Source organism: Rhodococcus sp. 105337 (genome assembly GCF_012844225.1).
Taxonomy (GTDB): domain Bacteria; phylum Actinomycetota; class Actinomycetes; order Mycobacteriales; family Mycobacteriaceae; genus Rhodococcus.
Genome location: NZ_JABAGQ010000004.1, coordinates 253,173 through 279,945, shown reverse-complemented (window position 1 = coordinate 279,945; position 26,773 = coordinate 253,173). Strand labels below are relative to the sequence as shown.

The window sequence follows — 26,773 nt, the reverse complement described above, 5'->3', positions numbered from 1 at the left end:
GCCGACGACGATGTCGGCCGGAGCCGGGTGTGCCGTCCGCCGCGGCACGCTGGCATCCGTGACGATCATCGGGGGTGTGGTCGCGGGTGCCGCGGTGGGTTCGGCGGTGTACGCGCTGGCAGCACGACTGGCGGGCAGGGTGCCCGCAGCCGGGATCTGTGAGATCGCGTGCGCGGTGATCGGGGCCGTGGCGACCCTCGGCGGCACAGCCCCCGCCACGCTCGCCTTCGCACTTCTCGGGTGGTGGAGTGTCGGCCTGGCCACGGTCGACATCCTGGTCCGGCGGTTGCCGAACATCCTCACCCTCGGCGGTGGCGCAGGGGTAGTTTCCGTCGCCTGGTTCACCGGCCACGGCGCCGCGGCGCTGGCGGGCGCCGCACTGATGGCGGCTCCGATGCTCGTCGTGCACCTGGTGTCCCCGCGGTCGCTGGGAGCCGGCGACGTCAAACTCGCAGTTGCGCTCGGGGCCGCCACCGCCGTCGCCGGCACCCGGGCGTGGCTCGTCGCGGCACTGCTCCCGTCGGTGCTGACCGTGCTGGTCGTGGCGGTCCTCGGAGTCGTGCGTCGCCGGGCTCCGCGTGCGGAGCGTGCACTGCCCGGGGTGCCGCACGGGCCGTCGATGTGCGCCGCTGCGCTGCTCGGATTCTGCGTGGAGCAATGACCAGGGGTGGCGTCACCGCGCGGGCGGCGCCCGTGGAAGGATGACGGGGTGCTGCGTTGGATAACTGCCGGAGAATCCCATGGTCCCGCCCTCGTCGCGATGCTCGAGGGGATGATCGCCTCTGTCGAGGTGACATCGGACGACATCGCAGACCAGCTCGCGCGCAGGCGGCTCGGTTACGGCCGTGGCGCTCGCATGAAGTTCGAGGCCGACAAGGTCACCATCATCGGTGGTGTCCGGCACGGGCGCACCCTCGGTGGCCCGATCGCCATCGAGATCGGCAACACCGAGTGGCCCAAGTGGGAAACCATCATGTCCGCCGACCCCGTGGCCCCGGAGCTGCTCGAAGGGCAGGCGCGTAACGCGCCGCTCACGCGCCCCCGACCCGGTCATGCCGACTACTCGGGCATGCTCAAGTACGGATTCGACGACGCGAGGCCGGTGCTCGAACGTGCCAGCGCGCGCGAGACGGCGGCGCGAGTCGCCGCCGGAACCGTGGCCCGCAACTTCCTCCGGCAGGCATTCGGTGCCGAGGTCGTCTCTCACGTGATCTCCATCGGCGCCTCCGAGCCGTACGTCGGCCCCGAGCCCGGAGCCGCCGATCTCGCGGCAATCGACGCGAGCCCGGTGCGCGCGTTCGGTAAGGCCGCCGAGGAATCGATGATCGCCGAGATCGAAGCAGCCAAGCGCGACGGCGACACGCTCGGCGGCATCGTCGAGGTCGTCGTCCACGGTCTGCCCGTCGGACTCGGATCGTTCGTCAGCGGAGCCGATCGCCTCGACTCGCGACTTGCCGCGGCACTCATGGGAATTCAGGCGATCAAGGGTGTCGAGGTCGGCGACGGCTTCGAGACTGCGAGGCGACGCGGCAGCGCCGCTCACGACGAGATGCGCCCCGGGCCCGACGGTGTGCTCCGTTCCACCAACCGCGCAGGCGGTATCGAGGGTGGCATGACCAACGGCGAGACCTTGCGGGTACGCGCCGCGATGAAGCCCATCTCGACGGTCCCGCGGGCACTGTCGACCGTGGACATGACCACCGGTGACGAAGCGGTCGCCATCCACCAGCGTTCCGACGTGTGCGCGGTCCCGGCCGCGGGCGTCGTCGCCGAAGCGATGGTCGCGCTCGTCGTCGCGCAGGCCGCCCTGGAGAAGTTCGGCGGAGACTCGCTCCCGGAAACGGTGAGCAACATCGAGCACTACCTGAAAGGTGTTGCGGCGCGCCCGCCGCGGTAGAGGCATGGCGCCGCGTGCAGTGCTCATCGGTCCGCCCGGGGCCGGCAAGTCGACCATCGGCCGACGAGTCGCCCAGGCGCTCGACCTGTCGTTGCTCGACACCGATGCGGAAATCGAACGCACCACGGGCCGCACGATCCCCGAGATCTTCGAGCAGGACGGCGAACCGGTGTTCCGGCAGATCGAGGAGAAGGTCGTCGCCGAGGCACTCGCTCAGCACGACGGCATCGTCTCGCTCGGCGGTGGCGCCATCCTGTCCGACCGAACGCGGCAACGTCTGGCCGGGCATACCGTCGTGTATCTCGAACTCAGCGTGGCCGAGGGGTTACGGCGCACCGGCAACAACACCTCGCGGCCCCTGCTCAACGGGGGAGACCCCGCCCAGAAATATCGCGATCTGATGCGCCGCCGACGCCCGTTGTACCGGCAGTCGGCGACCATTCGGGTGCGGACCGACGGTCGCAGCCCCGGCCGCGTCGTCCAGCAGGTCCTCGCCAAACTCGGTGCGGCGGAAGATGCCGCTGCCGTCCAGACCACTCCAGAGAATCGGAGCACCACACCGTGACCGAACCGGTACGCATCGACGTCAACACAGCTCATCCCTATCCCGTCGTCATCGGACGTGGGTTGCTCGGCGACCTCGTCGGCGCGCTGTCCGGCACCCGGACCGTCGCCATCTTCCATCAGCCCACGCTCACCGAGACCGCCGAGGCGGTGCGGGAGGCGCTCGCCGAGACGGGAATCGACGCCCACCGCATCGAGATCCCGGACGCCGAGGACGGCAAGGAACTCGCGGTCGCAGGCTTCTGCTGGGAGGTTCTCGGCAGGATCGGCCTCACTCGGTCCGACGCGATCGTGAGCCTCGGCGGCGGAGCAGCCACCGACCTCGCGGGGTTCGTGGCCGCGACCTGGATGCGCGGGGTGCGGGTCTACCACGTACCGACGACGCTGCTGGCGATGGTCGACGCCGCCGTCGGCGGGAAAACCGGGATCAACACCGAGGCGGGCAAGAACCTCGTCGGGGCGTTCCACGAACCGTCGGCGGTGTTCGTCGACCTCGCGACACTCGAAACGGTGCCCCGCAACGAGATCATCGCCGGACTCGCGGAGGTCATCAAGACCGGATTCATCGCAGACCCGGTGATTCTCGACCTCATCGAAGAGGATCCGGCAGCCGCGGTCGATCCGCTCGGTACGGTGCTTCCCGAATTGATCCGTCGTTCCGTCGAGGTCAAGGCGAAGGTTGTCGCGGCCGACCTCGAGGAAGCCGATCTTCGCGAAATCCTCAACTACGGACACACTCTCGGGCACGCGATCGAGCGGCGCGAGCGTTACCGCTGGCGTCACGGCGCCGCCGTGTCGGTGGGTCTGGTGTTCGCCGCGGAACTCGGGCGGCTCGCAGGCCGGCTCGACGATGCCACCGCGGAGCGTCATCGGACGATCCTCGAATCCGTCGGGCTGCCCACCACCTACGATCCCGACGCGTTCGGCGATCTCCTCAAGGGAATGCAGAGCGACAAGAAGAACCGCGCGGGGTTGCTGCGTTTCGTCGTGCTCGACGGTCTCGCGAAGCCCGGACGGCTCGAGGGACCGGATCCGGCCTTGCTGGTAGCCGCGTATTCCGAGGTGGCACGCCAAGGTTCGGCCGACGCGGGGACCGTTCTGCTCTAGCGGTTCGGTGCCCGAGAGCGACGGGTGGCACGATCGTCGTATGAAACGTGAAGTCGCCGCCGCGCTCGAGTTCGAAGTCACCGAGCCGACCCGGATCGAAATGAAGATCGCTGTGGCGAACCCGGACGACGCCGAGGTTCGAGAGTCGATGCGGGTCGTCCACAACGACGACGAGATCACCGCCCGGGAGGTCGTGGTCGAGCACGGAACCAGAATCCACATGCTCGACTGCGCACCCGGCAAGGTGACCGTCGACTACTCGGCCACCGTGAACGGTTCGTTCCCCTCGGCACCGGTAACCGAGGCCGACCTTTCGATGTATCTGCGCCCCAGCCGGTACGCGGAGGCAGACAAGTTCTTCGGGTTCGCCGCGTCGCGGTTCGGGTCTCCCGAACCGGATGCCGAGACGCTCGCGCGGATCGTCGAGTTCGTCGAACAGCACCTGATCTACACGCCGGGAGCCAGCCGCGGTACCGACAGCGCCGCCGACACCCTGCTCGCCGGTGCCGGGGTCTGCCGCGACTATGCGCACCTGACGATCGCGCTGCTGCGGGCGGTGAACATTCCCGCGCGACTGGTCTCCGTCTTCGCTCCCGGCTGCAGCCCGATGGACTTCCATGCCGTCACCGAGGCGTACGTCGACGGCGCCTGGTGCGTCGTGGATCCGACGCGGCTGGCCCCGCGCTCGTCCCTCGTGCGGATCGCCACCGGCCGGGACGCCGCCGACACCGCGTTCCTCGACAACCACGGCGGCAGCCTCACCTTGAAGAGTTCGAAGGTGACCGCCGTCGTGGTCGGGAGCCTGCCGGTCGACGAATACGCCTCGCCGGTTTCGCTCGGCTGACCCCCCTTCAGCCCGGCGGAGCCCAGGACGGATCGCGGCCGGTGAGTCCGAGCAACCTGTGTAGGGCGGGCGCGTCGCCCGGTACCGAGACGGCGGGGCCGAACAGCGCACCCTCCGTGCGTTGTTCGTCGGACACGGTTCCGGCGAACGCGAGGCACGCGGCGATCTCGTCGGGCTCGCACGCATAGGGCTGCCCGGTCGCGACGGCGAGGTCCCAGCCGTGCACGACGAGTTCGTCGAGTGCGACGAGCCCGGCGATCTCGCCTGGGAGATCGATGCCGCCCGCGCGGGTGGTGCCCGCCCACGCATCGGGATCACGCCACGCGTCGGCGAGGGCGCTCAGCCTCGCGGTGGCAACATCGTTCCAGCCGCCCGGAAGCTCACCCGTCGGGAGTGTCGGTGGCGTGTCGGTGAGGCCCTCGAAGTCCTTGCTCGCCGCCGCGGTGAAGGCGAGCGTCAGCCCGAGCACGTGGTCGACGAGCATCCCGACCGTCGCCTCGGTGCACGGTGTGGCCGCGAGCAGATGCTCGTCGCCGATCCCGTCGAGAACCCGGTCCATGCGGCGTGTCGCTACGGACAAATCGATCATGTCGGTCATCGGTATCTCCTCTGTGCGAAGGTCACCTGTGTTCCGACCGGCGACGCGCCCCGAACTCACCGCGTATCGGTGCGCGAGGGGCTCAGAAAAGTGAGGATCCGGCCGGTCTGTCCGAGGATGGCGTGACCGGCATCGGGCAGAACCTGCACGTCCGCATCGGGGAAGCAGCGCCGTGCACGCTCGGCGGTCTCGCCGGAATCGAACATGACGTCCCGTGTGCCCACCACCACCAGGACGGGCGCGGTCACGGTACCGAGCGCGTCGTCCGGAAATACCGGGAGTTTCTCCGTCCGGGGCCGGAACGCGCCGAACGTCTGTGCCACGTCGTCGAGCACAGGGGCGACCTCGGGGCCGGTCAGGCCCGTGACCCGTGCGACGGCGCGCCGCCGGCCCCACCGTCCGAGCGGCAGCGTCGCCATCGCGGGCAGCATGCGCAGGGGCGTCGCGCGGCCGATGCCGCCGGGGCAGAGGAGAACCAGGCGTGTCACGCGGCCGGGTCGCCGGATCACGTAGTCCAGCGCGCTCCATCCGCCGAGCGACATGCCGACCATCGCGCACGTGGTGATACCCAGTCCGTCGAGCACCTGGTCGAGCCACCGGGCGGGCTCGTCGGTGTCGAGCCGAGGTCGCGCCGGCGCGCTGAGTCCGGGTTCACCGACCAGGTCCACGGCGTAGGTGCGGAAGCTCCCGGCCCACGAGGCGATGTCACCGAGCCACGTCGACGTGTTCGCGCCGGCGCCGTGCAGCAATACGAGGGGAGGCGCATCCTTCGGGCCGGACGCCACCACGAAGGTCTCGCCTGCGTCGGTCGGGATCCGAACGTGCTCGGAGGGCACCGGCCACGTCGCGAGGTGCTCGCGATAGCGCTGCAGCACCTGCTCGGCGGCGGTGGCGGACTTGTAGATGGAGTTCACGACGCGAGGATCCCTTCGATGTAGTCGAGCAGCCGGGCGGTGTCGGCGAGCCCTCCGAGGACGACGACTTTCATGCGCCCGCGTTCCTCGTCGTAGACGGTGTCGATCCGCAGTGGTGGTCCGGCGTCGCGAGTGCCCGCGGCGGCGGTCAGCACCGTGGTGAGGCGGTGTGCAGTCTCCGGGCTCACGGCATCGATGTCGACGATGCTCGAGACGTCGGTGTGGCGTTGTCTTCGCACCGTCTCGCGCGGCGGCGCCGGTACCGCCCTGCCGGTGAAAGCGTCGAGGTCGGTGTGTGCGATGCGGTACTGCTTGCCGATGCGCACTGCGGGAAGCTTGCCGTCGCGGACGTAGTTCCGGACGGTGCGTACGTGCAGGCCGAGGCGTTCGGCGACCTGCTCGACGGAGAGCAACGTTTCTTCCATGAAAATACCGTATCGCTCCCTATCGTGATGTCAATAGGGAGCGATACGGTATTTTGGGGAGGGTAGGAACGGTGGTCAGGTGGTGAGTACCAGGAGGAATCCGCCGCCACCGGCGTCGATCCGCGTCGTGACCGACAGCCCCGGCGCGAGTCGCGACAGCCGGTCCACGAGCCAGTCACCGGCCTCGACCGCATCGGCCTTGCTCGGACAGCGGGCGACGGCGACGCGGCCACCCTTGCGCGTGAGTTGCTCGACCACACCGATGATGGGGGCGGGATCGACGACGAACAGGTGATCGGGCCACGGCACGACGGGTTTGACCGCACCCTTCTTGGTGTTGCACGCCCGGTGCGCGAGTCGTTCCTGGCCACCCTTCGCGCCCTTCTTCGCAGTCGTGATGCTGTCGACGCTCGGACCGCGCGGATCGTTGACCGACATGGTGGCGTCCACCGGCTCGTCACACAGCCAGCATCGCCACGCGTCGCGTTCGCCCACTTCGTCCATCTTGCTCATGGTGTCGACGCTACACAGCGGCGTGAGCGGGTCACCGTGCCGATAGCCCGGGGGCGAGGGACGACCGGCAGGTCAGCGCTCGGGACGTGGCGCGTGCGGGTCGACCGCGGGGAACACCTCGGTGGGTGCGTCGTCGTTGCGCCAGGCGGGGTCGGCGGCCGGCGCGCCCGCAACCGTGGCCGGTTCGCGCTGCTCCCGGGGCGCCGTCCGGTCGCTCTCGTCGGTCTTCTCGCCGCGACCGGCGAAGAACCGGCCGGCGGTCACTGCGGCCATCGCCGGCAGGAACACCAGGAGCACCGTGAACGCGGCACCGGAGGTCAGTTCGAACAGAATCGACTTCACGCCGATCGGGATGGCGGTGAGCGTATCGACGAGCCAGGTGAGGAACCCGGCCACGATGCCGGTGACGGCGCCGGCCGCGAGCCACCGCATCGTCAGGTCCTCCCCGTCGTCCGGGTCGGGGTACGCCCTCCGGTCGCGGATTCCGTCGATGCCGGCCCACACGACCGCCGCCAGAATGACGACGGCCAGACCCAGCCATCGCAGAATCGATCCCTGCAACGGCCACTGCATGAGGGCGGCACCGAGTAGGGCGCGCACGATCACGTGGACGAGGGAAAGCCCCAGTCCGCGAACCAACCACGGTTTCATGTACCCGAGAGTAACGGCTTCGGGCGGGAAAGTGTGTCTCGTCCCACACCGGGGCGCGGGGTACGTTGGGCGAATGTCCGCCGACCACGCCTCCCGTCGTCGCGCACTGCGTGCCCTGCTCGCCGAGCGCGACCTCGACGCCCTGCTCGTGACCGACCTTCTCAACATCCGGTACCTGACCGGCTTCACCGGTTCGAATGCCGCTCTCGTCGTCGCCACGGACGACGACTCCGACGAAAGCCGCACCGTGATCAGCACGGACGGCCGGTACGTGACCCAGGTCGCCGCCCAGGTTCCGGACCTGCGCGCGGACATCGCGCGGGCCTCCGCTGCGCATCTCGTCGCCGCCGCGACCGAACCGCCCGCGACCTGGGGCTTCGAAAGTCACGTCGTCACCGTCGACGAGCGTTTCCGGTGGGACGGGCTCGGGAGCGCCGCGCGTTTCGTCCCTGCGCCGGGACTCGTCGAGGAATTGCGCATGGTCAAGGACGAATACGAGGTGGGCCTGCTCCGTGAGGCGTGCGCGGTCGCCGACCGCGCACTGGCCGATCTGATCGAGGCGGGTGGTCTGCGGCCGGGGCGTACCGAGAAGGAGGTCGCGCGAGATCTCGAGTGGCGCATGTTCGAGCACGGCGCGGACGGCATCTCGTTCGAGACGATCGTCGCGTCGGGCGAGAACTCGGCCGTCCCGCACCACCGGCCCACCGGCGCGGTCCTCGCGGCGGGAGATTTCGTCAAGCTCGACTTCGGTGCCCAGGTGGGCGGATACCACTCCGACATGACCCGCACGTACGTGCTCGGGCACGCTCAGGACTGGCAGCGTGACGTGTACGACCTGGTACTGAGGGCGCAGCGCGCCGGGCGGGAGGCACTCGCGCCGGGTGCGGAGTGCGCCGCGGTGGACGCGGCCGCGCGCAGTGTCGTCGCCGCTGCCGGGCATGCGGATCTGTTTCTCCACGGCCTCGGGCACGGGGTCGGACTCGAGATCCATGAAGCGCCGGGAATCGGGGCGGCGGCGACCGGTACACTTGTCGCCGGTGCGGCGGTGACCGTCGAGCCGGGTGTGTACTTCTCGGGGCGCGGAGGCGTGCGGATCGAGGACACGCTCGTGGTGCGGGAGCAGACTCCGGAATTGCTCACGCTCACCGACAAGACATTAACCGTCGTTTGAGGCGGTTTCCCCGACTCTAGGAGACGCGAAGTAAGTGGCTGACACCAGTGATTTCAAGAACGGACTCGTTCTGAAGATCGACGGCCAGCTCTGGCAGATCATCGAGTTCCAGCACGTGAAGCCGGGCAAGGGCCCCGCGTTCGTGCGTACGAAGCTCAAGAATGTGACGTCGGGCAAGACCGTGGACAAGACCTGGAACGCCGGTGTCAAGGTCGAAACCGCTACGGTCGACCGCCGTGACATGACGTACCTGTACAACGACGGCACCGATTACGTGTTCATGGACTCGCAGACCTTCGACCAGATCTCGATCAGCCCCGAGCTGCTCGGCGACGCCGCGAAGTTCCTCCTCGAGAACATGGCCGTGCAGGTCGCGACGAACGAGGACGTTCCGCTGTTCGTGGAGCTGCCCGTGACGATCGAGCTCGTCGTCAAGCACACCGACCCCGGCCTCCAGGGCGACCGCTCGACCGGCGGCACCAAGCCGGCGACCCTCGAGACCGGCGCCGAGATCCAGGTCCCGCTGTTCATCAACACCGGCGACAAGCTCAAGGTCGATTCCCGTGACGGCAACTACCTGGGGCGAGTGAACTCCTGAGTGTCCGGTACCCAGAAAAAGCTCGGGGCCCGTCACAAGGCCCGTAAACGCGCTGTCGATCTGCTCTTCGAAGCAGAAGCACGCGACGTTCATCCCGCCGACCTCGCGGCCGACCGGGTCGAACTCGCCATCGCGGACGACCAGGTCGCACCGGTCCCGCCGTACGCGCAGACCATCATCAACGGTGTCGCCGACAACCTCGACGAAACCGATCGCGTCATCGCCGACCATCTGCACGAGTGGACACTCGATCGGCTGCCCGCCGTCGACCGAGCGATCCTCCGCATCGCGGTGTGGGAGTTGTTCCACGCCACGGACGTGCCGCCGGTCGTCGCGGTCGACGAAGCCGTCGAACTCGCCAAGCAGTTGTCGACCGACGATTCGCCGGCATTCGTCAACGGCGTACTCGGCCAGATCGTGGTGGTCGCGGACCAGGTGCGCGCCGCAGCCGCAGCCACCCTGGTCCGGCCGCCTGCCGAGGCGCCCTCGCAGGACTCCGACGAGTCCTGACGGGACTTCGGTTCCACCTTCGTTGAGCGGGTTCCCGTGGGCATCGTCCCATCGGAGCCCGCTCACGTGCTTTTCATCCCGCGTTTCCACCGCCGGGGATGTCGACGTCCTGTGTTGCGCTTCACCCGCGCACCGCGCTTTCGGGCAGGTGCACGCTGCTAGGCTCGAACACTGTCAGGCATCCTTTAACGATCCGTCCAGTGAGGCGGAGAAGGAGGTCGCTGCATGACCGTGTCCGAGGACGGGTCCACAGCTTCTACCCATTCTGCGTCTCCCGCCGACGCACCCGCGCGTGAGCTTCTCTCCGCGGCGGATGTGCACCGCACCATCGCGCGAATCGCGCACCAGATCATCGAGAAGACCGCGCTCGACACCCCCGCCGAAGCGCGGCGTGTCGTCCTCCTGGGCATCCCGACGCGCGGCATCACGCTCGCGAACCGGCTCGCCGACCGCATCGAAGAATTCTCCGGCGTCCGCGTGCCCGTCGGATCACTCGACATCACCTTGTACCGGGACGACCTGCGCACCAAGCCGCACCGCCCGCTCGAGCGCACCTCGGTGCCCGACGGCGGCGTCGACAACACCCTCGTCGTGCTCGTCGACGACGTCCTGTTCTCGGGCCGTTCCGTGCGCGCCGCTCTCGATGCGCTCCGCGACCTCGGGCGTCCGGAAGCCGTACAACTTGCCGTGCTGGTCGATCGCGGCCACCGCGAACTCCCGTTGCGTGCCGACTACGTCGGGAAGAACGTTCCCACCGCGCGCAGCGAAGACGTGCGAGTGCTGCTCACCGAACAGGACGGCCGCGACGCCGTGGAGATCTCGGGAGGCAAGACCCAGTGAAACACCTGCTCACCATCGCAGATCTCGACAAGGATTCCGCGACAGGGCTTCTCGACGAAGCAGAACGTTTCGAGCAGGCGTTGCTCGGCCGTGAGGTCCGCAAGCTTCCCACGCTGCGTGGCCGCACCGTCATGACGGTGTTCTACGAGAATTCGACGCGCACCCGCGTCTCGTTCGAAGTCGCGGGCAAGTGGATGAGCGCCGACGTGATCAACGTCTCGGCCTCCAGTTCCTCCGTCCAGAAGGGCGAATCGCTGCGCGACACGGCGCTGACGCTGCACGCAGCCGGAGCGGATGCGCTCATCGTCCGGCATCCCGCCTCCGGCGCGGCGCACCGGATCGCGCAGTGGACCAACGAGTCCGGATCGGGCCCGGCCGTGATCAACGCCGGCGACGGAACACACGAACATCCGACGCAGGCGCTGCTCGACGCGCTCACCCTGCGTCAGCGGCTCGGCGGAATCGAAGGACGCCGCGTCGCGATCGTCGGCGACGTGCTGCACAGCCGCGTGGCGCGTTCCAACGCTCTGCTGCTGAGCATGCTCGGCGCGGAGGTCGTGCTCGTCGCTCCCCGCACCCTGCTGCCGGTCGGTGTGGAGACGTGGCCGGTGCGTGTCGCGGAGTCGCTCGACGCCGAACTGCCCGGACTCGACGCGGTGCTGGTACTGCGCGTGCAAGCGGAGCGGATGAACGGCGGGTTCTTCCCGTCGGCCCGGGAGTACTCGATCCGCTACGGCCTGAGCGCCAAGCGCGCCGCGGTGCTTCCCGAGCATGCTGTGGTCCTGCACCCGGGACCGATGCTGCGCGGTATGGAAATCGGGTTCCCGGTCGCCGACGCACCGCAATCCGCCATCCTGCAGCAGGTCGGCAACGGCGTGCACGTGCGCATGGCGGTGCTGTTCCGGCTGCTCGTCGGTACGGAAGGCAACCTGTCGTGAACGCCGCTTCGGAACACACCCACGGAAGAGGAGATACCCCGGTGACGCCGCAGGTGCTCATCCGCAACGTCCGGCTCTACGGCGAAGGGGATCCGGTCGACGTCCTGCTCGGCGACGAGCAGATCCTCGCCGTCGGACCGGGACTCGACGCCGACGCGAACGTCGAAATCCTCGACGGCACCGATCGCATCCTGCTGCCCGGTTTCGTCGATCTGCACACCCATCTGCGCGAACCCGGACGCGAGGACACCGAGACGATCGACTCGGGTTCGGCCGCGGCCGCCCGCGGCGGCTACACCGCCGTGTTCGCGATGGCGAACACCGATCCGGTTGCCGATTCGGCGGTCGTGACCGACCACGTGTGGCGTCGTGGCCAGGAGGTCGGCCTCGTCGACGTGCATCCGGTCGGTGCCGTGACGGTCGGTCTCCAAGGCAGGCAACTCGCCGAGATGGGGTCCATGGCCTCCGGCATCGGGCAGGTCAAGTTGTTCTCCGACGACGGAAAATGCGTCGACGATCCGCTGCTCATGCGCCGCGCGCTCGAGTACTCGTCCTCGCTCGGAGTGCTCATCGCCCAGCACGCCGAGGAACCCCGCCTGACGGTCGGAGCCGTGGCACACGAGGGACCCACGGCCGCACGCCTCGGCCTCGCCGGGTGGCCGCGCGCCGCAGAGGAGTCCATCGTCGCCCGGGATGCGCTTCTCGCGCGCGACGCCGGCGCACGCGTGCACATCTGTCACGCGTCCACCTCGGGCACGGTCGCGCTCGTGGAATGGGCGCGCTCGCAGGGCATCGCCATCAGTGCGGAAGTCACGCCGCATCACCTGCTGCTCGACGACTCGCGGCTCGAGACCTACGACGGCATCAACCGTGTCAACCCGCCGCTGCGTGAGCGGTCGGATGTCGAGGCCTTGCGCCGGGGACTGGCGTCCGGGGTCATCGACTGTGTCGCCACAGACCACGCTCCGCACGCCGATCAGGACAAGTGCTGCGAGTTCTCACAAGCGCGTCCCGGAATGCTCGGCCTCGAAACGGCGTTGTCCATCGTTATCGAGACAATGGTGCGTCCCGGTCTGCTCGACTGGCGCGGTGTCGCGCGGGTGATGAGCGAGCGCCCCGCAGAGATCGTCGGGCTCGACGACCAGGGGCGCCCGCTGGAGGTCGGTGAGCCGGCCAACGTGGTGCTCGTCGATCCGGACACCGAGTGGACGGTGCACGGGCCGGACCTGGCGAGCATCGCCGGCAACACCCCGTACGAGGACATGACCTTGCCGGGACGGGTCACCGCGACAGTGCTGCGCGGCCGGATCACCGCCCGCGACGGCGCGGTATACCCCCGGACCGACGGAAAGTAGGAACACGAGATGGACCGGATAGTGCTCACCGTCGGATTCCTGGCGTTGTGGGTCGTGCTCGTACTGCTGATGTGGAAGGGCTGGCGCGGCCGGGCCCGACGACAGCAGGACGCGATCGGGGAACTGCCGGTGGTGCCCGCGGAACTGGGGGAGCGGCTCATCGAGCCGAGCACGGGCCTGTACGTCGGCAGCACGCTGGCGCCGAGCTGGCAGGACCGCGTGGCGGTGGGCGACCTCGGCTTCCGCGCCAGTTCCGAACTGAGCCGGTACCGGACGGGAGTGCTTCTGGAACGGCACGGCGCGTCGCCGATCTGGATTCCCGAGGAGTCGATCCGCGCGATCCGGACCGAACGCGGCTTGGCGGGCAAGGTCATGACGAAGGACGGCGTGCTCGTGATCCGGTGGCAGCTGCCGTCGGGGACCGAGGTCGACACGGGCTTCCGTGGGGACGACAAGTCGATCTATCCACAATGGACTCGGGAACAGACTCGGGACGAGAACGAAAAGTGACGATCACAACGACGATGACGATCACAGCGACGACGAACATCACGAAGACGAACACGACACGCGAGATTTCCGCCCGTACGGCCGGTTCTGGTGCGGTCGAGAAGAACGGAGACAACGCATGAGCGGCGGAACATTCGGAGCCGGCACCGCGGTGCTGGTCCTCGAAGACGGACGGGTTTTCCGTGGCACGCCTTTCGGTGCGGTCGGACAGACCCTCGGCGAGGCCGTGTTCAGCACGGGCATGACCGGATACCAGGAAACACTCACCGACCCCAGCTACCACCGGCAGATCGTCGTGGCCACCGCGCCGCAGATCGGCAACACCGGCTGGAACCACGAGGACAACGAGTCCGTCGGGCCCACCGGTGACGCCGCAGATTCGAAGATCTGGGTGGCCGGGTTCGTGGTGCGGGACCCGTCGCGACGTGTCTCGAGCTGGCGGGCGAGCGGATCGCTGCAGGACGAACTCGCGCGGCAGAACGTCGTCGGGCTCGCGGGGATCGACACCCGCGCACTCGTGCGGCACCTGCGCACCCGCGGCTCGATGCGGGCCGGCGTGTTCTCCGGCGACGCTCTCGTGTGGAAGGGCGACGACCTCGACGTCGACGCACTCCTCGACCGGGTCAAGAGCCAGCCGTCGATGCTCGGCGCCGACCTCGCCGGTGAAGTGAGCACCAGCAGTGGATACGTGGTCGAACCCACCGGCGGCGACCCGCGCTTCACCGTTGCCGCGATCGACCTGGGCATCAAGACCAACACGCCGCGGATGTTCGCCGAACGCGGCATCCGCGTGCACGTGCTGCCGTCCAGCGCGACGCTCCACGACATCCTGGACCTGAAGGCCGACGGTGTGTTCCTGTCCAACGGCCCCGGCGACCCGGCGACCGCGGACGGGGCAGTGCACCTGACCAAGGAGGTGCTCGGACAGGGCCTGCCGCTGTTCGGCATCTGCTTCGGAAACCAGATCCTCGGCCGTGCGCTCGGCCTGAACACCTACAAGATGAAGTTCGGTCACCGCGGCATCAACATCCCGGTCGTCGAACACGAGACCGGCCGCATCGCCATCACCGCGCAGAACCACGGTTTCGCGCTCGAAGGTGAAGCGGGCCAGGAGTTCGATACTCCGTTCGGCCGCGCGGTGATCAGCCATACGTGCGCCAACGACGGTGCCGTCGAAGGCGTCAAGCTCGCCGACGGTTCCGCGTTCTCCGTGCAGTACCACCCGGAGGCAGCGGCCGGGCCGCACGACGCCTCCTACCTGTTCGACCGTTTCACCCGCATGCTCGAGGGAGAGAAGAACTGATGCCACGCCGTACCGATCTCTCTCACATCCTGGTCATCGGCTCCGGCCCGATCGTCATCGGGCAGGCCTGCGAGTTCGACTACTCCGGCACCCAGGCGTGCCGGGTCCTCCGCGAGGAGGGCATGCGCGTCTCGCTGGTCAACTCCAACCCGGCGACGATCATGACCGACCCGGAGTTCGCCGACGCGACCTACATCGAGCCGATCACCGCCGAGTACGTCGAGAAGGTCATCGCCGCGGAAGCTGCGAACGGCACTCCGATCGACGCGGTGCTCGCGACGCTCGGCGGCCAGACCGCGCTCAACACCGCCGTTGCGCTGTCCGAGCAGGGCATCCTCGACAAGTACGACATCGAGCTGATCGGCGCGGACTTCGACGCGATCCAGCGCGGCGAGGACCGGCAGAAGTTCAAGGACATCGTGGCCAAGTGCGGTGGCGAGTCCGCCCGCTCCGCGGTCTGCTACACGATGGACGAGGTCCGCGCGACCGTCGCCGAACTCGGATACCCGGTCGTGGTGCGCCCGTCGTTCACGATGGGCGGCCTCGGCTCCGGCATGGCGTACAACGAAGCCGACCTCGAGCGCATCGCCGGTGGCGGTCTCGCCGCGTCGCCGACCGCGAACGTGCTGATCGAGGAGTCGATCCTCGGCTGGAAGGAATACGAACTCGAGCTGATGCGGGACGGTCGCGACAACGTCGTGATCGTGTGCTCGATCGAGAACGTCGATCCGGTCGGTGTGCACACCGGTGACTCGATCACCGTGGCACCGGCGATGACGCTCACGGACCGCGAATACCAGAAGATGCGCGACCTCTCGATCGCCATCCTGCGTGAGGTCGGCGTCGAGACCGGCGGCTGCAACATCCAGTTCGCCATGGACCCGAGCGACGGCCGCCTCGTCGTCATCGAGATGAACCCGCGCGTGTCGCGGTCGTCGGCGCTCGCGTCGAAGGCCACCGGCTACCCGATCGCGAAGATGGCCGCCAAGCTCGCCATCGGTTACACACTCGACGAGATCGTCAACGACATCACCAAGGAAACGCCCGCGTGCTTCGAGCCGACGCTCGACTACGTCGTGGTCAAGGCTCCGCGGTTCGCGTTCGAGAAGTTCCCGGGCGCAGACGGCACCCTCACCACCACGATGAAGTCGGTGGGCGAAGCGATGTCGATCGGCCGCAACTTCGCCGAGGCCTTCGGCAAGGTGCTGCGTTCGCTCGAGACCAAGCGTGCCGGATTCTGGACCGGCCCGGAGGTCGAGGGGTCGCTCGACGAGCTGCTGAAGGCGATCGAGACGCCCACCGACGGCCGGATCTACCAGGTCGCCCAGGCGTTCGAGCTGGGTGCGACCCTCGAGCAGGTCTTCGAGGCCACCAAGATCGACCCGTGGTTCCTCGAGGAGATTTCGCAGATCGTCGGGATGGGGGACAAGGTCCGCGCCGCCGAGACGTTCGGTGCCGAGGATCTGCGTTACGTCAAGCACCACGGTTTCTCCGACCGCCAGATCGCGGCGCTGCGTCCGAGCCAGTTCGCGGACGAGGACGCGGTCCGCGCGCTGCGCAACGAGCTCGGCGTGCATCCGGTGTACAAGACGGTCGACACCTGTGCGGCGGAGTTCGAGGCGAAGACCCCGTACCACTATTCGACCTACGAGCTCGATCCGAACGCGGAGACCGAGGTCGCGCCGCAGCCCGACAAGCCGAAGGTGCTGATCCTCGGCTCGGGTCCGAACCGCATCGGCCAGGGCATCGAGTTCGACTACTCGTGCGTGCACGCGGCACTGACGCTCTCGGATGCCGGCTACGAGACCGTGATGGTCAACTGCAACCCCGAGACGGTCTCCACCGACTACGACACCGCCGACCGCCTGTACTTCGAGCCGCTCACCTTCGAGGACGTCCTCGAGGTGTACCGGGCGGAGTGCGAGTCCGGCACGGTCGCCGGGGTCATCGTGCAGCTCGGCGGACAGACGCCGCTGGGGCTTGCGCGGCGGCTGAAGGCGGCGGGAGTCCCGATCGTGGGGACCAGCCCCGAGGCGATCGACCTCGCCGAGGACCGCGGCGAGTTCGGACGGGTGCTCGAAGAGGCCGGTCTGCCCGCCGCGAAGTACGGCACCGCCACCACCTTCGACGGTGCTCGTGACATCGCGGCCGAGATCGGTTACCCCGTGCTCGTGCGCCCGTCGTACGTGCTCGGCGGCCGCGGCATGGAGATCGTCTACGACGAGAAGTCGCTCGCGGACTACATCTCCCGCGCCACGGAGATCTCCGACGACCGCCCGGTCCTCGTGGACCGCTTCCTCGACGACGCGGTCGAGATCGACGTGGACGCCCTGTGCGACGGCACCGACGTCTACATCGGCGGGATCATGGAACACATCGAGGAAGCCGGAATCCACTCCGGTGACTCCGCGTGTGCCCTGCCGCCGATCACCCTCGGACGCTCCGACATCGAGAACGTGCGCCGCTCGACGGCAGCGCTCGCGGCCGGGATCGGGGTCAAGGGCCTGCTCAACGTCCAGTACGCGCTCAAGGACGACATCCTGTATGTCCTGGAGGCCAATCCTCGGGCGAGCCGCACCGTGCCGTTCGTGTCCAAGGCCACCGCGGTCCAGCTCGCCAAGGCGTGCGCTCGGGTGATGCTCGGTGAGTCCATCGCCGAACTGCGCGAGGCCGGGATTCTGCCGGCCGAGGGCGACGGCAGCGTGATTCCGCTCGGGGCACCGGTAGCCGTGAAGGAAGCGGTGCTGCCGTTCAACCGGTTCCGCCGCGCCGACGGAACCGGTATCGACACGTTGCTCAGCCCGGAGATGAAGTCCACCGGCGAAGTGATGGGCATCGACGACGATTTCGGTACGGCGTTCGCGAAGAGCCAGACCGCCGCCTACGGATCGCTGCCCACCTCGGGCACGGTGTTCGTCTCGCTCGCGAACAAGGACAAGCGGTCGATGATCTTCCCGGTCAAGCACCTCGCCGACCTCGGATTCCACATCGCTGCCACCGTCGGGACCGCAGAGGTCCTGCGCCGCAACGGTGTTCCCTGCGAACACGTCTACAAGGTGTCCGAGGAGGAACGCCCCGAAGGTGCACCGGACGTGGTCGATCGCATTCGTGCCGGCGACATCGCCATGGTGATCAACACGCCGTGGGGTAATTCCGGACCCCGCGTCGACGGGTACGAGATCCGCAGCGCGGCTGTCGCGGCGAACATTCCGTGCATCACGACGGTGCAGGGTGCGTCGGCGGCGGTGCAGGGCATCGAGGCAGCCATCCGCGGTGACATCGGCGTCAGCTCGATTCAGCGGATGCACGCACGACTGCGCGAAGCCGCGGTCGCCGGACAGTCGTGACCACGTTCGGAGGGCGGCTCGCGGATGCGCTCGCGAGCCGCGGGCCGCTCTGCGTGGGCATCGACCCGCATCCGCAATTGCTGACGGCGTGGGGTCTCGGAGTCGACGCCGACGGACTCGACAAGTTCAGCGAGCTGTGTGTGGAAGCGTTCGACGGGGTCGTCGCCGTGGTCAAGCCGCAGGTCGCGTTCTTCGAGGCGTTCGGTTCGGCGGGTCTGGAAGTTCTCGAACGCACCATCGCCGTACTGCGCGGTTCCGGGACGCTCGTCGTCGCCGACGCCAAACGCGGTGATATCGGCTCCACCATGGACGCGTACGCCCGCACCTGGCTCGCCGACGAGTCGCCGCTGTGCTCGGACGCGGTGACCGTCTCGCCCTATCTCGGTTTCGGTGCGCTCGCTCCGGCACTCGATCTGGCGGCGCAGACGGGCCGTGGGATCTTCGTGCTGGCAGCGACCTCGAATCCGGAGGGAGCGCAGGTGCAGCGGGCCCGGCTCGACGACGGTCGCACCGTCGCTCAGGCGATGGTCGACGAGGCCGCGGCGTGCAATACCGGAGCCGGCCGCCTCGGGTCGGTCGGTGTGGTGGTCGGCGCGACGCTGACCGACGCTCCCGACTTGCGGGCCTTGAACGGCCCCATCCTGATGCCGGGAGTGGGGGCGCAGGGCGGAACCGCCGACGACGTCCGACGGCTCGCAGCGGGCAATCTGAGGGCCGTGGTGCCGAACGTGTCCCGGGAGGTGCTGCGCGCGGGACCGTCCGTCTCCGCGTTGCGGGAGGCTGTCGCCCGCACGGTCGAACGATTCGCGTTCCTTCAGGACTAGTTCCTCCACGACCGAGTCCCTCGAGGGCTGAGGGGGCCGAGGTCCGTACGTGCACGTGTACGGTCCTTGACCTGCGGATCCGCGCGCCGCGACACGCGGAACCGCAAGATTTTTTTCCGGGGTTCTCGATGACACCCTCCACGGCCGGCAGTGATCTTGCGCGCTCACCCGGCGGTGGCGGCGTGTATGTCCATCGAGACGCCGTGACCTGCGACTTTTCACCGTTCGGGCAGGTCGGCTCGCAAAATTCGCGGGATCTTCCGGCGGCGTGTGGGCCCCGGAATCGGCACGCACTACCGCACGGATTTTCGAGCGTCACGGCGGGGGGGCGGTTCGCATTCGACGGAAGTCGTGAGTACGGTCGCTATCGCCGCTGGTTACAGCGGTGAAGACTGAATTCCAACGATGAGACGGAGGAACCGTGGCCCTTCCCCAGCTGACCGATGAGCAGCGCGCCGCTGCTCTGGAGAAGGCGGCTGCTGCCCGTCGTGCCCGGGCAGAGCTCAAGGAGCGCCTCAAGCGCGGCGGCACCGACCTGAAGCAGGTGCTGAAGGATGCCGAGAACGACGAAATCCTCGGCAAGATGAAGGTTTCCGCTCTGCTCGAGGCCCTGCCGAAGGTCGGCAAGGTCAAGGCGCAGGAGATCATGACCGAACTGGAGATCGCTCCGACCCGCCGTCTGCGCGGACTCGGCGATCGCCAGCGCAAGGCCCTGCTCGCCAGGTTCGATTTCGACGCCTGAGACCGTGGTAGCTGACGCACACCCCGTGACGGACAGCGCACCCGCAGCGCGGAGGGGCCGGCTGATCGTTCTGGCCGGCCCCTCCGCGGTCGGTAAGTCGACTGTCGTGCGCCTTCTGCGCAACCGGGTGCCGAATCTGATGTTCAGTGTCTCCGCGACCACTCGCGCCCCACGACCGGGCGAGGTGGACGGGGTGGACTACCGCTTCGTCACCCGCGAGGAATTCGACCGCATGATCGACGACGGCGAGTTGCTCGAATGGGCCGACATCCACGCAGGCCTGCAACGTTCGGGCACACCCGCAGCGCCGGTACGCGAGGCGCTCGCCGCCGGGCGACCGGTGCTCGTGGAGGTCGATCTGGTGGGGGCCCGCGCAGTGCGGGCCGCGATGGACGAGGCCGTCCTGGTCTTCCTCGCACCGCCGAGCTGGGAGGTGCTCGTCGAGCGCCTCACCGGACGCGGCACCGAATCCGCCGACGTGGTGGCCCGCCGCCTGGACACCGCGCGCACCGAACTCGCCGCTCAGGACGAGTTCGATGTCGTCGTTGTCAACGATGATGTCGACCGTGCGTGCGAAGAATTGGTATCCTTGTTAGTCGGTCCCGAAAACGGGTGACCGGAGCGTGCTTGCGGGCGCCCGACCGGTGCCGTTTGCAGAGTCCGCCGACGCTAGATTTCTATCCCGCGAAAACTCAGGAGAACACCGAGTGAGCAGCATGCAGTCAGCAGCGATCGACCTCGAGGGCAACGCCCTTCCGGTCTACGACACTCCGCTGGGTATCACCAACCCGCCGATCGACGAGCTGCTCGAACGCGCCTCCTCGAAGTACGCCCTGGTGATCTACTCGGCCAAGCGCGCCCGGCAGATCAACGATTACTACAACCAGCTCGGTGACGGCATCCTCGAGTACGTCGGCCCGCTCGTCGAGCCGGGTCTGCAGGAGAAGCCGCTGTCCATCGCGCTGCGCGAGATCCACGCGGATCTGCTCGAGCACACCGAAGGCGAGTGAGCCTTCACGCCGCGGACGGCGCTCCGGAAACCGGACAGCGCCGCCGCGTCGTCGTCGGAGTCGCCGGCGGGATCGCCGCGTACAAAGCGTGCGCACTGATCCGGGCGTTCACCGAGAACGGCCATCACGTGCGGGTCGTTCCCACCGAATCAGCACTTCAATTCGTCGGGCGCGCCACCTTCGAGGCACTCTCCGGTAACCCCGTGCACACCGGCGTCTTCGCCGACGTGCCGGAGGTACCGCACGTGCGGTTGGGGCAGGAGGCCGACCTCGTCGTCGTCGCGCCCGCCACCGCCGACCTCATGGCCCGGGCGGTATCCGGCCGCGCCGACGATCTCCTCACGGCCACTCTTCTCACCGCGCGGTGCCCGGTGATGTTCGTGCCCGCGATGCACACCGAGATGTGGGAACACCCCGCCACGGTCGACAACGTCGCAACTCTGCGTCGTCGCGGCAGTGTCGTGGTCGAGCCCGCCTCGGGTCGTCTCACCGGCAAGGACACCGGAGCGGGGCGTCTGCCCGAACCCGACGAGATCTACGCGCTGGCGGCACTGATGCTCGAACGTGCCGACGCGCTGCCCCGCGACCTGGTCGGCCGGCGTATCGTCGTGTCCGCAGGTGGCACGCGCGAACCTCTCGATCCGGTGCGGTTCCTGGGCAACCGCTCGTCGGGCAAGCAGGGCTATGCGCTTGCCCGCCTGGCCGCGCAGCGCGGCGCGGACGTCACCCTCGTGGCCGGCGCGGTCGCAGGCCTCGACGATCCTGCCGCCGTGGACGTCGTGCGGGTGCAGACCGCCGCGCAGATGCAGGACGCGGTCACCAAGCATGCCGCGACCGCCGACGCCGTCATCATGTCGGCCGCGGTCGCCGATTTCCGCCCCGCCGCCTTCGCCGAAAGCAAGATCAAGAAGGGTGCGGGCGAACCGGACTCGATCGCGCTGACGAAGAACGACGACATCCTCGCCGGACTGGTGCGCTCCCGTGCCGACGGTGGACTGTCCAAGGACACCGTCATCGTCGGATTCGCAGCCGAAACCGGCGACGAACACGGCGACGTCCTGACCTATGCGCGTGAGAAACTTGCCCGCAAGGGCTGCGATCTTCTCGTCGTCAACGCCGTGGGCGACGGCAAGGCATTCGAGGTCGACCACAACGACGGATGGTTGTTGTCCGCGGACGGCTCCGAGACGGCGCTCGCCCACGGATCCAAGGCTCTGATGGCAAGCAGGGTCCTCGATGCACTGCGACCGCTGCTGGCGCAGGTAGAACGGACGTAGAGTCCGATGATTTTAATACTCGCGCCGACGCTGCCGGGACAGTAGCGTCGGCACAGTGGCCGGGCTCGACCCGACCGGGAGTGCGTGCCGCTCCACAGCGTTCGTTCAGAGCTAGACACATCAGTCGAGAGGGAGTTCTGTGAGCAAGACCGGCGGTCGGCTTTTCACCAGCGAGTCCGTGACCGAGGGGCACCCGGACAAAATCTGCGACGCGATCAGCGACTCGGTCCTCGACGCGCTGCTCGCGGACGACCCGCGTGCCCGTGTCGCAGTGGAAACGCTCGTGACCACCGGTCAGGTGCACGTGGTGGGTGAGGTGACGACCTCCGCGTATGCCGATATCCCCAAGATCGTGCGCGACCGCGTGCTCGAAATCGGGTACGACAGCTCGTCCAAGGGCTTCGACGGCAACTCCTGCGGCGTGAACATCGCGATCGGCGCGCAGTCGCCGGAGATCGCCGGGGGCGTCGATGTCGCGCTCGAGGCTCGTAGCGGCACGCTGACCGACGACGAGGTCGCGCTGCAGGGCGCCGGCGACCAGGGCCTGATGTTCGGATACGCATGCTCGGAAACCCCGGAACTGATGCCGCTGCCCATCTCCCTCGCGCACCGGCTCTCGCGCCGGCTGACCGAGGTGCGGAAGACCGGTGTGCTCCCGTACCTGCGGCCGGACGGCAAGACCCAGGTCACCATCGAGTACGAAGGCGACAAGCCGGTCCGCCTCGACACCATCGTGATCTCCACTCAGCACGCCGCGGATATCGACCTCAACAACCTGCTCACCCCGGATCTCCGGGCGCACGTCGTCGACGCCGTACTCGCGGACCCGAACCTCGCCGATCTCGACGTCGCCGATGTCCGGCTGCTGGTCAACCCGTCCGGATCGTTCGTGCTCGGCGGCCCGATGGGCGACGCCGGCCTGACCGGACGGAAGATCATCGTCGACACCTACGGCGGCATGGCCCGCCACGGCGGTGGCGCGTTCTCGGGTAAGGACCCGTCGAAGGTCGACCGTTCCGCCGCGTACGCCATGCGCTGGGTCGCCAAGACGGCCGTCGCCGCGGGACTGGCGGACCGGATCGAGGTGCAGGTCGCATACGCGATCGGCAAGGCCGCTCCCGTCGGCCTGTTCGTCGAGACCTTCGGCACCGAAAAGGCCGATCCCGCGCGGATCCAGCAGGCGGTCAACGAGGTCTTCGACCTGCGTCCCGGCGCGATCGTCCGCGACCTGGATCTTCTGCGCCCCATCTACGCCCAGACGGCTGCGTACGGTCACTTCGGCCGCACCGACATCGAACTGCCGTGGGAGAACACCGACCGCGCCGACAAGCTTCGCGCGGCCGCCGGACTCTGACGGTCACGGTCGCACCCGGGTGGCTGCCGCCACACGCGCTGCCGACAAGCGCGCTGCCGACACACGCGCTGCCGAGGTCGACCCGGTAGGGCGCGTTCTGCCGCTGCTCTCCGTGCCGCACCTGGACCGGGAGTTCGACTACCTCATCCCGCACCACCTCGACGCGGACGCCCGGCCGGGCGTCCGCGTCCGAGTGCGTTTCGCGGGCCGGCTCGTCGACGGGTTTCTGCTCTCCCGCACCGCGACGAGCGAACACCCGGGCAAACTCGGGGCGCTCGACCGCGTCGTGTCGGCCGAACCTGTTCTCACGCCCGAGATCGCTGCGCTCGCCGACGAAGTGGCGACCCGCTATGCCGGCACCCGCGCCGACGTACTCCGGCTCGCCGTACCACCGCGTCACGCCCGGGTGGAAGCGGAAGAACCGCGACCGGTCGATCCGCCGGCGGTCCCGGCGTTCGATCGTGGTCCCTGGGCGCGTTACCGGCACGGTGAGAACTTCCTCGAAGCTCTCTCGTCGGGTCGCGCACCTCGGGCGGCGTGGCAGGCACTTCCCGGGGAAGACTGGCCGACCCGCCTCGCGGAACTCGCGGCGCTCACGGCGGCGGCCGGTCGTGCGGCGGTGCTGGTGGTTCCGGACCAGCGCGACCTCGACCGTGTGCTCGCCGCCTGCGTGCACGTCGCCGGCGCAGAACACGTGGTAGGACTGACCGCGGGTCTCGGTCCGGCCGAACGGTATCGCCGATGGCTGGCGGCTCTGCGCGGCTCGGCCCGGATCGTGGTGGGCACCCGCGCCGCGGTGTTCGCACCCACACCCGACCTCGGGCTCCTCGTCGTCTGGGACGACGGTGACGACCTGCATTCCGAGCCCCGGTCGCCGTACCCGCACACCCGGGAAGTCGCCGCGCTGCGGGCGCACGCCGTGGGCGCGGCCGTCGTCATTGCCGGGCACGCGCGGACCGCCGAGACGCAGGCGCTCGTCGACTCGGGCTGGGCACACGACCTGCTCGCCCCGCGCGAGGTGCTCCGGGCGTGGGCGCCGAAGATCACCGCGCTCGCCGACAGCGATCAGGCGATCGAGCGTGACCCCGCTGCGCGCGCCGCCAGATTGCCGGCGATCGCGTTCGCGGCGGCGCGGGCAGCACTCGGATCGGGACATCCGGTGCTCGTGCAGGTCCCGCGCCGCGGGTACGTGCCGGCCCTCGCCTGCGGTAAGTGCCGCGCCCCGGCGCGGTGCCGACGGTGCAACGGCCCGTTGGCGCTGCCGGCGGCGGCGGGGCCGGACGGTGCCGCGATACCGGCGTGCAAGTGGTGCGGGGTCGCCGACGCCACCCACCGGTGTCATGCCTGTGGTGCGCGTTCGCTGCGGGCCGTCGTCGTCGGTGCCGGCCGCACCGCCGAAGAACTCGGGCGCGCGTTTCCCGGGGTACCGGTGATCACGTCGGGCGGCGGCGAGGTCAAAGCCACCGCGCCGGGAGGTGCCGCACTGGTGGTGTCGACGGTCGGCGCGGAACCCGTCGCCGACGGGGGATACGGTGCCGCGCTGTTGCTGGACGGGTGGGCGCTGCTCGGGCGTGCCGACCTCCGAGCCGCCGAGGAGGCGATGCGGCGGTGGCTGGCGGCGTCGGCGCTGGTGCGGCCGTTCGCGGACGGTGGGCAGGTGGTGGTGGTCGCCGACTCCGGGATTCCGACCGTGCAGGCACTGGTGCGGTGGGATCCGGTAGGTCACGCCAGGCAGGAGGTCGCCGAACGCACCGAAGTCGGCTTCCCTCCCGCCGTGCACATGGCTGCGCTCGACGGTGGCTCCGCCGCAGTCGCGGAGCTTCTCGAGGCGACCCGTCTGCCCGACGGAGCCGAAGTGCTCGGACCCGTTCCGCTGCCTCCGGGACAGCGACTGCCGTTCGGCTCGGACGGCCCGGAACCCGAGGAGGTGCACCGCATGATCGTGCGGGTCGCCCGGCATCTGGGCCGGGACCTGGGCGCCGCGCTGCGGGAAGCGCAGGCGACCCGGACCGCGCGCCGTGCGGACGGCCCTTTACGTGTTCAAGTGGACCCGCCGCGTATCGGTTGATCCCGCCACGGTCAGGTGAGCGAGCGAACCTCGGCCACAGCGTATTCCGCGACCGATGCGGACACGACGGATGCGGCTGCGTCGCTGTCGGGTCCGGATCCACGGAAGCGCTCGACGGCGGAGGGGGAGTCCCACCGCTCGAACACCACGACGCGAGACGGATCGATCAGGTCTGCGGTGACAGAGAATTCGAGGCACCCGGGGGCGAGGCGCGCCTGTTCCACGACATCGGCGCATCCCGCGAGGTAGCTCCCGCGTGCGCTCGGGTCGACGACGATGTGTCCAGCGACGATGATCATGTTTCTCCTCGTGGTCGGGCCTCTCACACGGTGTGACCGGCGCAACAGCGAGAACTCATCGCTGTCACCGCACACGAACGGTGCCGGGCAACTACGATCGCTTGCCATGCGCCCTCTTGCTCAGGCCTCACCGTCGCCGCCCTGACCGCACTCGCTGTTTCCGGCAGCGGGATCGCCGCCGCGGCACCGGCACCCGTTCTCGACGACAACGGGGCGATCGTGGCGCCGAGCAGCACGCAGATCTCGTTTGCGCATTCGCCGACCGGGTTCCGCGCGGGCACCGCCAACGAACACGAATCCCGTGCCGGGGTCTCGATCGTCAAGTTGTATCTGGCCGAGTACGTCTTCCGGTACGGCGACGCCGCCGACCATGCCGACGCCACGGAGATGATCCGCGCGTCGAACGACGCGATCGCCAACCGGCTTCATGCGAAGTACCCCCAGGCGATCTCGACGACGGTAGAAGAGTTCGGGCTCACCGATACCTACGTGCCCGGTTACTGGGGCAACGGAACCACGTCGACTCACGACATGGTCACCTATCTCGAAACGAAGAAGCGCACCGATCCGAATTCGCCGGTACTCGCCGCCATGGCATCGGCATACGGGACGGCCGCCGACGGGTACGCGCAGAACTACGGCACCGCGCTGCTGGCGGGTGTCATCGGAACGAAGTGGGGATGGAGCGACGATCGCTCGTTCAATGCCTCGGCATCGTTCGGGCCGGACTTCTCGGTGGGCGCCTCGACATACGGGTCGGCCGCGCAGCTTTCGGAGCACGTCCTGGGCGCGTTCACCGACGGCGGGCCTGCCGCACCGGAGTCCGGTTACCGCCTTACCGAGTGCGCGGCGGCACGCTGGCTCGCGGACGACCCGGTCCTCGCCGTACCCGCCCAGCAACTGCTCGACGGGCTTCCTCCCGCTGTGGCAGAGGCCTTCTGCGAAGGCTGAGGCTCTCGTAGGTCGCAGCACGCCGGTAGTTACCCGATCCGGTAGTTACAGGAGCCCGGTGGTTACCGGCACCCGGTGGTGCCGACAGCCCAATAGTTACAGCAGCTTTCCGGCCTCTCCCGTCGACTTCTCGTCGACGGGAGGGGCCGGTTCTGTTGTGCTC

The 26,773-nt window shown here is 68.7% G+C and carries 28 protein-coding genes; 22 read left to right on the top strand and 6 right to left on the bottom strand.

All coding sequences use genetic code 11. The features are described from left to right. The first annotated feature begins 58 nt into the window (after positions 1 to 58). The 5 genes from HF886_RS09630 to HF886_RS09610 are packed head-to-tail and all read left to right on the top strand — an operon-like array spanning position 59 to position 4,412. On the top strand, positions 59 to 661 hold the full coding sequence (locus tag HF886_RS09630; RefSeq protein WP_346765336.1) for a prepilin peptidase: 603 nt from the start codon (positions 59 to 61) through the stop codon (positions 659 to 661). Positions 662 to 709: 48 nt separating this feature from the next. After that, positions 710 to 1,897, top strand: a complete 1,188-nt coding sequence (gene aroC / locus HF886_RS09625; protein WP_169621796.1) for a chorismate synthase — start codon at positions 710 to 712, stop codon at positions 1,895 to 1,897. 4 nt (positions 1,898 to 1,901) lie between these two features. Beyond that, positions 1,902 to 2,462 carry a shikimate kinase gene (locus HF886_RS09620; RefSeq protein WP_169621798.1) on the top strand — a complete coding sequence of 187 codons (561 nt, stop codon included), beginning with the start codon at positions 1,902 to 1,904 and terminating at the stop codon, positions 2,460 to 2,462. Beyond that, positions 2,459 to 3,568 carry a 3-dehydroquinate synthase gene (gene aroB / locus HF886_RS09615; RefSeq protein WP_169621800.1) on the top strand — a complete coding sequence of 370 codons (1,110 nt, stop codon included), beginning with the start codon at positions 2,459 to 2,461 and terminating at the stop codon, positions 3,566 to 3,568. The genes HF886_RS09620 and aroB overlap by 4 nt, the downstream gene beginning before the upstream one ends. A 40-nt stretch (positions 3,569 to 3,608) precedes the next feature. Next, the gene (locus HF886_RS09610) at positions 3,609 to 4,412 is read left to right on the top strand and encodes a transglutaminase family protein (RefSeq protein ID WP_169652161.1); all 804 of its coding nucleotides are present in this window, start codon (positions 3,609 to 3,611) and stop codon (positions 4,410 to 4,412) included. Positions 4,413 to 4,419: 7 nt separating this feature from the next. Here HF886_RS09610 and HF886_RS09605 read toward each other — a convergent pair whose 3' ends face one another. The 5 genes from HF886_RS09605 to HF886_RS09585 all read right to left on the bottom strand — a co-directional run bounded on the left by HF886_RS09605 (position 4,420) and on the right by HF886_RS09585 (position 7,513). Further along, positions 4,420 to 5,010, bottom strand: coding sequence for a TIGR03086 family metal-binding protein (locus HF886_RS09605; protein WP_169652160.1), 591 nt, complete (start codon positions 5,008 to 5,010; stop codon positions 4,420 to 4,422). Positions 5,011 to 5,066: 56 nt separating this feature from the next. After that, positions 5,067 to 5,924 (bottom strand): alpha/beta hydrolase, encoded by an 858-nt coding sequence (locus tag HF886_RS09600; protein WP_169652159.1) that lies wholly within the window; start codon positions 5,922 to 5,924, stop codon positions 5,067 to 5,069. Then, complete coding sequence (locus HF886_RS09595) at positions 5,921 to 6,349, bottom strand: helix-turn-helix domain-containing protein (protein ID WP_169652158.1); 429 nt, start codon at positions 6,347 to 6,349, stop codon at positions 5,921 to 5,923. The genes HF886_RS09600 and HF886_RS09595 overlap by 4 nt, the downstream gene beginning before the upstream one ends. A 75-nt stretch (positions 6,350 to 6,424) precedes the next feature. Further along, positions 6,425 to 6,862, bottom strand: a complete 438-nt coding sequence (locus HF886_RS09590) for a hypothetical protein (protein ID WP_169652157.1) — start codon at positions 6,860 to 6,862, stop codon at positions 6,425 to 6,427. A 72-nt stretch (positions 6,863 to 6,934) separates the two neighbouring features. After that, positions 6,935 to 7,513, bottom strand: coding sequence for a B-4DMT family transporter (locus HF886_RS09585; RefSeq protein ID WP_169652156.1), 579 nt, complete (start codon positions 7,511 to 7,513; stop codon positions 6,935 to 6,937). A gap of 73 nt (positions 7,514 to 7,586) precedes the next feature. On the opposite strand from HF886_RS09585, the gene HF886_RS09580 reads away from it, so the two are divergent. From HF886_RS09580 to HF886_RS09505, 16 genes are all read left to right on the top strand, one after another. Beyond that, positions 7,587 to 8,684: an aminopeptidase P family protein gene (locus HF886_RS09580; protein WP_169652155.1), complete on the top strand. Its 1,098-nt coding sequence runs from the start codon at positions 7,587 to 7,589 to the stop codon at positions 8,682 to 8,684. Positions 8,685 to 8,718: 34 nt separating this feature from the next. Next, complete coding sequence (efp, locus tag HF886_RS09575; RefSeq protein ID WP_169621808.1) at positions 8,719 to 9,282, top strand: elongation factor P; 564 nt, start codon at positions 8,719 to 8,721, stop codon at positions 9,280 to 9,282. After that, on the top strand, positions 9,283 to 9,792 hold the full coding sequence (gene nusB, locus HF886_RS09570; protein ID WP_169621809.1) for a transcription antitermination factor NusB: 510 nt from the start codon (positions 9,283 to 9,285) through the stop codon (positions 9,790 to 9,792). 225 nt (positions 9,793 to 10,017) lie between these two features. Continuing rightward, positions 10,018 to 10,632, top strand: a complete 615-nt coding sequence (gene pyrR, locus HF886_RS09565; RefSeq protein ID WP_169652154.1) for a bifunctional pyr operon transcriptional regulator/uracil phosphoribosyltransferase PyrR — start codon at positions 10,018 to 10,020, stop codon at positions 10,630 to 10,632. Further along, a complete protein-coding gene (locus HF886_RS09560; RefSeq protein WP_169621811.1) occupies positions 10,629 to 11,570 on the top strand; it encodes an aspartate carbamoyltransferase catalytic subunit in 942 nt (313 codons plus the stop codon). The genes pyrR and HF886_RS09560 overlap by 4 nt, the downstream gene beginning before the upstream one ends. Positions 11,571 to 11,611: 41 nt before the next feature. After that, positions 11,612 to 12,925, top strand: a complete 1,314-nt coding sequence (locus tag HF886_RS09555) for a dihydroorotase (protein WP_169621812.1) — start codon at positions 11,612 to 11,614, stop codon at positions 12,923 to 12,925. 9 nt (positions 12,926 to 12,934) lie between these two features. Then, on the top strand, positions 12,935 to 13,435 hold the full coding sequence (locus HF886_RS09550) for a transporter (protein WP_169621813.1): 501 nt from the start codon (positions 12,935 to 12,937) through the stop codon (positions 13,433 to 13,435). A gap of 118 nt (positions 13,436 to 13,553) precedes the next feature. Next, entirely contained in the window at positions 13,554 to 14,738 is a 1,185-nt protein-coding gene (gene carA, locus HF886_RS09545; RefSeq protein ID WP_169621814.1) for a glutamine-hydrolyzing carbamoyl-phosphate synthase small subunit, read from the top strand. After that, positions 14,738 to 18,085 carry a carbamoyl-phosphate synthase large subunit gene (carB, locus tag HF886_RS09540; RefSeq protein ID WP_169652153.1) on the top strand — a complete coding sequence of 1,116 codons (3,348 nt, stop codon included), beginning with the start codon at positions 14,738 to 14,740 and terminating at the stop codon, positions 18,083 to 18,085. Before carA ends, carB begins: the two co-directional genes overlap by 1 nt. Further along, complete coding sequence (gene pyrF, locus HF886_RS09535; RefSeq protein ID WP_169652152.1) at positions 18,082 to 18,909, top strand: orotidine-5'-phosphate decarboxylase; 828 nt, start codon at positions 18,082 to 18,084, stop codon at positions 18,907 to 18,909. The genes carB and pyrF overlap by 4 nt, the downstream gene beginning before the upstream one ends. 421 nt (positions 18,910 to 19,330) lie before the next feature. After that, a complete protein-coding gene (mihF, locus tag HF886_RS09530; protein WP_006551450.1) occupies positions 19,331 to 19,651 on the top strand; it encodes an integration host factor, actinobacterial type in 321 nt (106 codons plus the stop codon). Positions 19,652 to 19,715: 64 nt separating this feature from the next. Continuing rightward, the gene (gmk, locus tag HF886_RS09525; protein ID WP_296550808.1) at positions 19,716 to 20,267 is read left to right on the top strand and encodes a guanylate kinase; all 552 of its coding nucleotides are present in this window, start codon (positions 19,716 to 19,718) and stop codon (positions 20,265 to 20,267) included. A 100-nt stretch (positions 20,268 to 20,367) separates the two neighbouring features. After that, a complete protein-coding gene (rpoZ, locus tag HF886_RS09520; RefSeq protein WP_169621973.1) occupies positions 20,368 to 20,661 on the top strand; it encodes a DNA-directed RNA polymerase subunit omega in 294 nt (97 codons plus the stop codon). Further along, on the top strand, positions 20,658 to 21,938 hold the full coding sequence (gene coaBC, locus HF886_RS09515) for a bifunctional phosphopantothenoylcysteine decarboxylase/phosphopantothenate--cysteine ligase CoaBC (RefSeq protein WP_169621819.1): 1,281 nt from the start codon (positions 20,658 to 20,660) through the stop codon (positions 21,936 to 21,938). The genes rpoZ and coaBC overlap by 4 nt, the downstream gene beginning before the upstream one ends. A 139-nt stretch (positions 21,939 to 22,077) precedes the next feature. After that, positions 22,078 to 23,292: a methionine adenosyltransferase gene (gene metK / locus HF886_RS09510; protein ID WP_169621820.1), complete on the top strand. Its 1,215-nt coding sequence runs from the start codon at positions 22,078 to 22,080 to the stop codon at positions 23,290 to 23,292. A gap of 19 nt (positions 23,293 to 23,311) precedes the next feature. Continuing rightward, positions 23,312 to 25,360, top strand: a complete 2,049-nt coding sequence (locus tag HF886_RS09505) for a primosomal protein N' (RefSeq protein ID WP_169652151.1) — start codon at positions 23,312 to 23,314, stop codon at positions 25,358 to 25,360. An 11-nt stretch (positions 25,361 to 25,371) separates the two neighbouring features. On the opposite strand, the gene HF886_RS09500 is transcribed toward HF886_RS09505, so the two are convergent. After that, complete coding sequence (locus HF886_RS09500) at positions 25,372 to 25,659, bottom strand: antibiotic biosynthesis monooxygenase family protein (RefSeq protein WP_169621823.1); 288 nt, start codon at positions 25,657 to 25,659, stop codon at positions 25,372 to 25,374. A gap of 219 nt (positions 25,660 to 25,878) precedes the next feature. Between HF886_RS09500 and HF886_RS09495 the strand changes: the two genes are divergently transcribed. Continuing rightward, positions 25,879 to 26,610: a hypothetical protein gene (locus tag HF886_RS09495; protein ID WP_346765164.1), complete on the top strand. Its 732-nt coding sequence runs from the start codon at positions 25,879 to 25,881 to the stop codon at positions 26,608 to 26,610. The last annotated feature ends 163 nt before the right edge of the window (positions 26,611 to 26,773 follow it).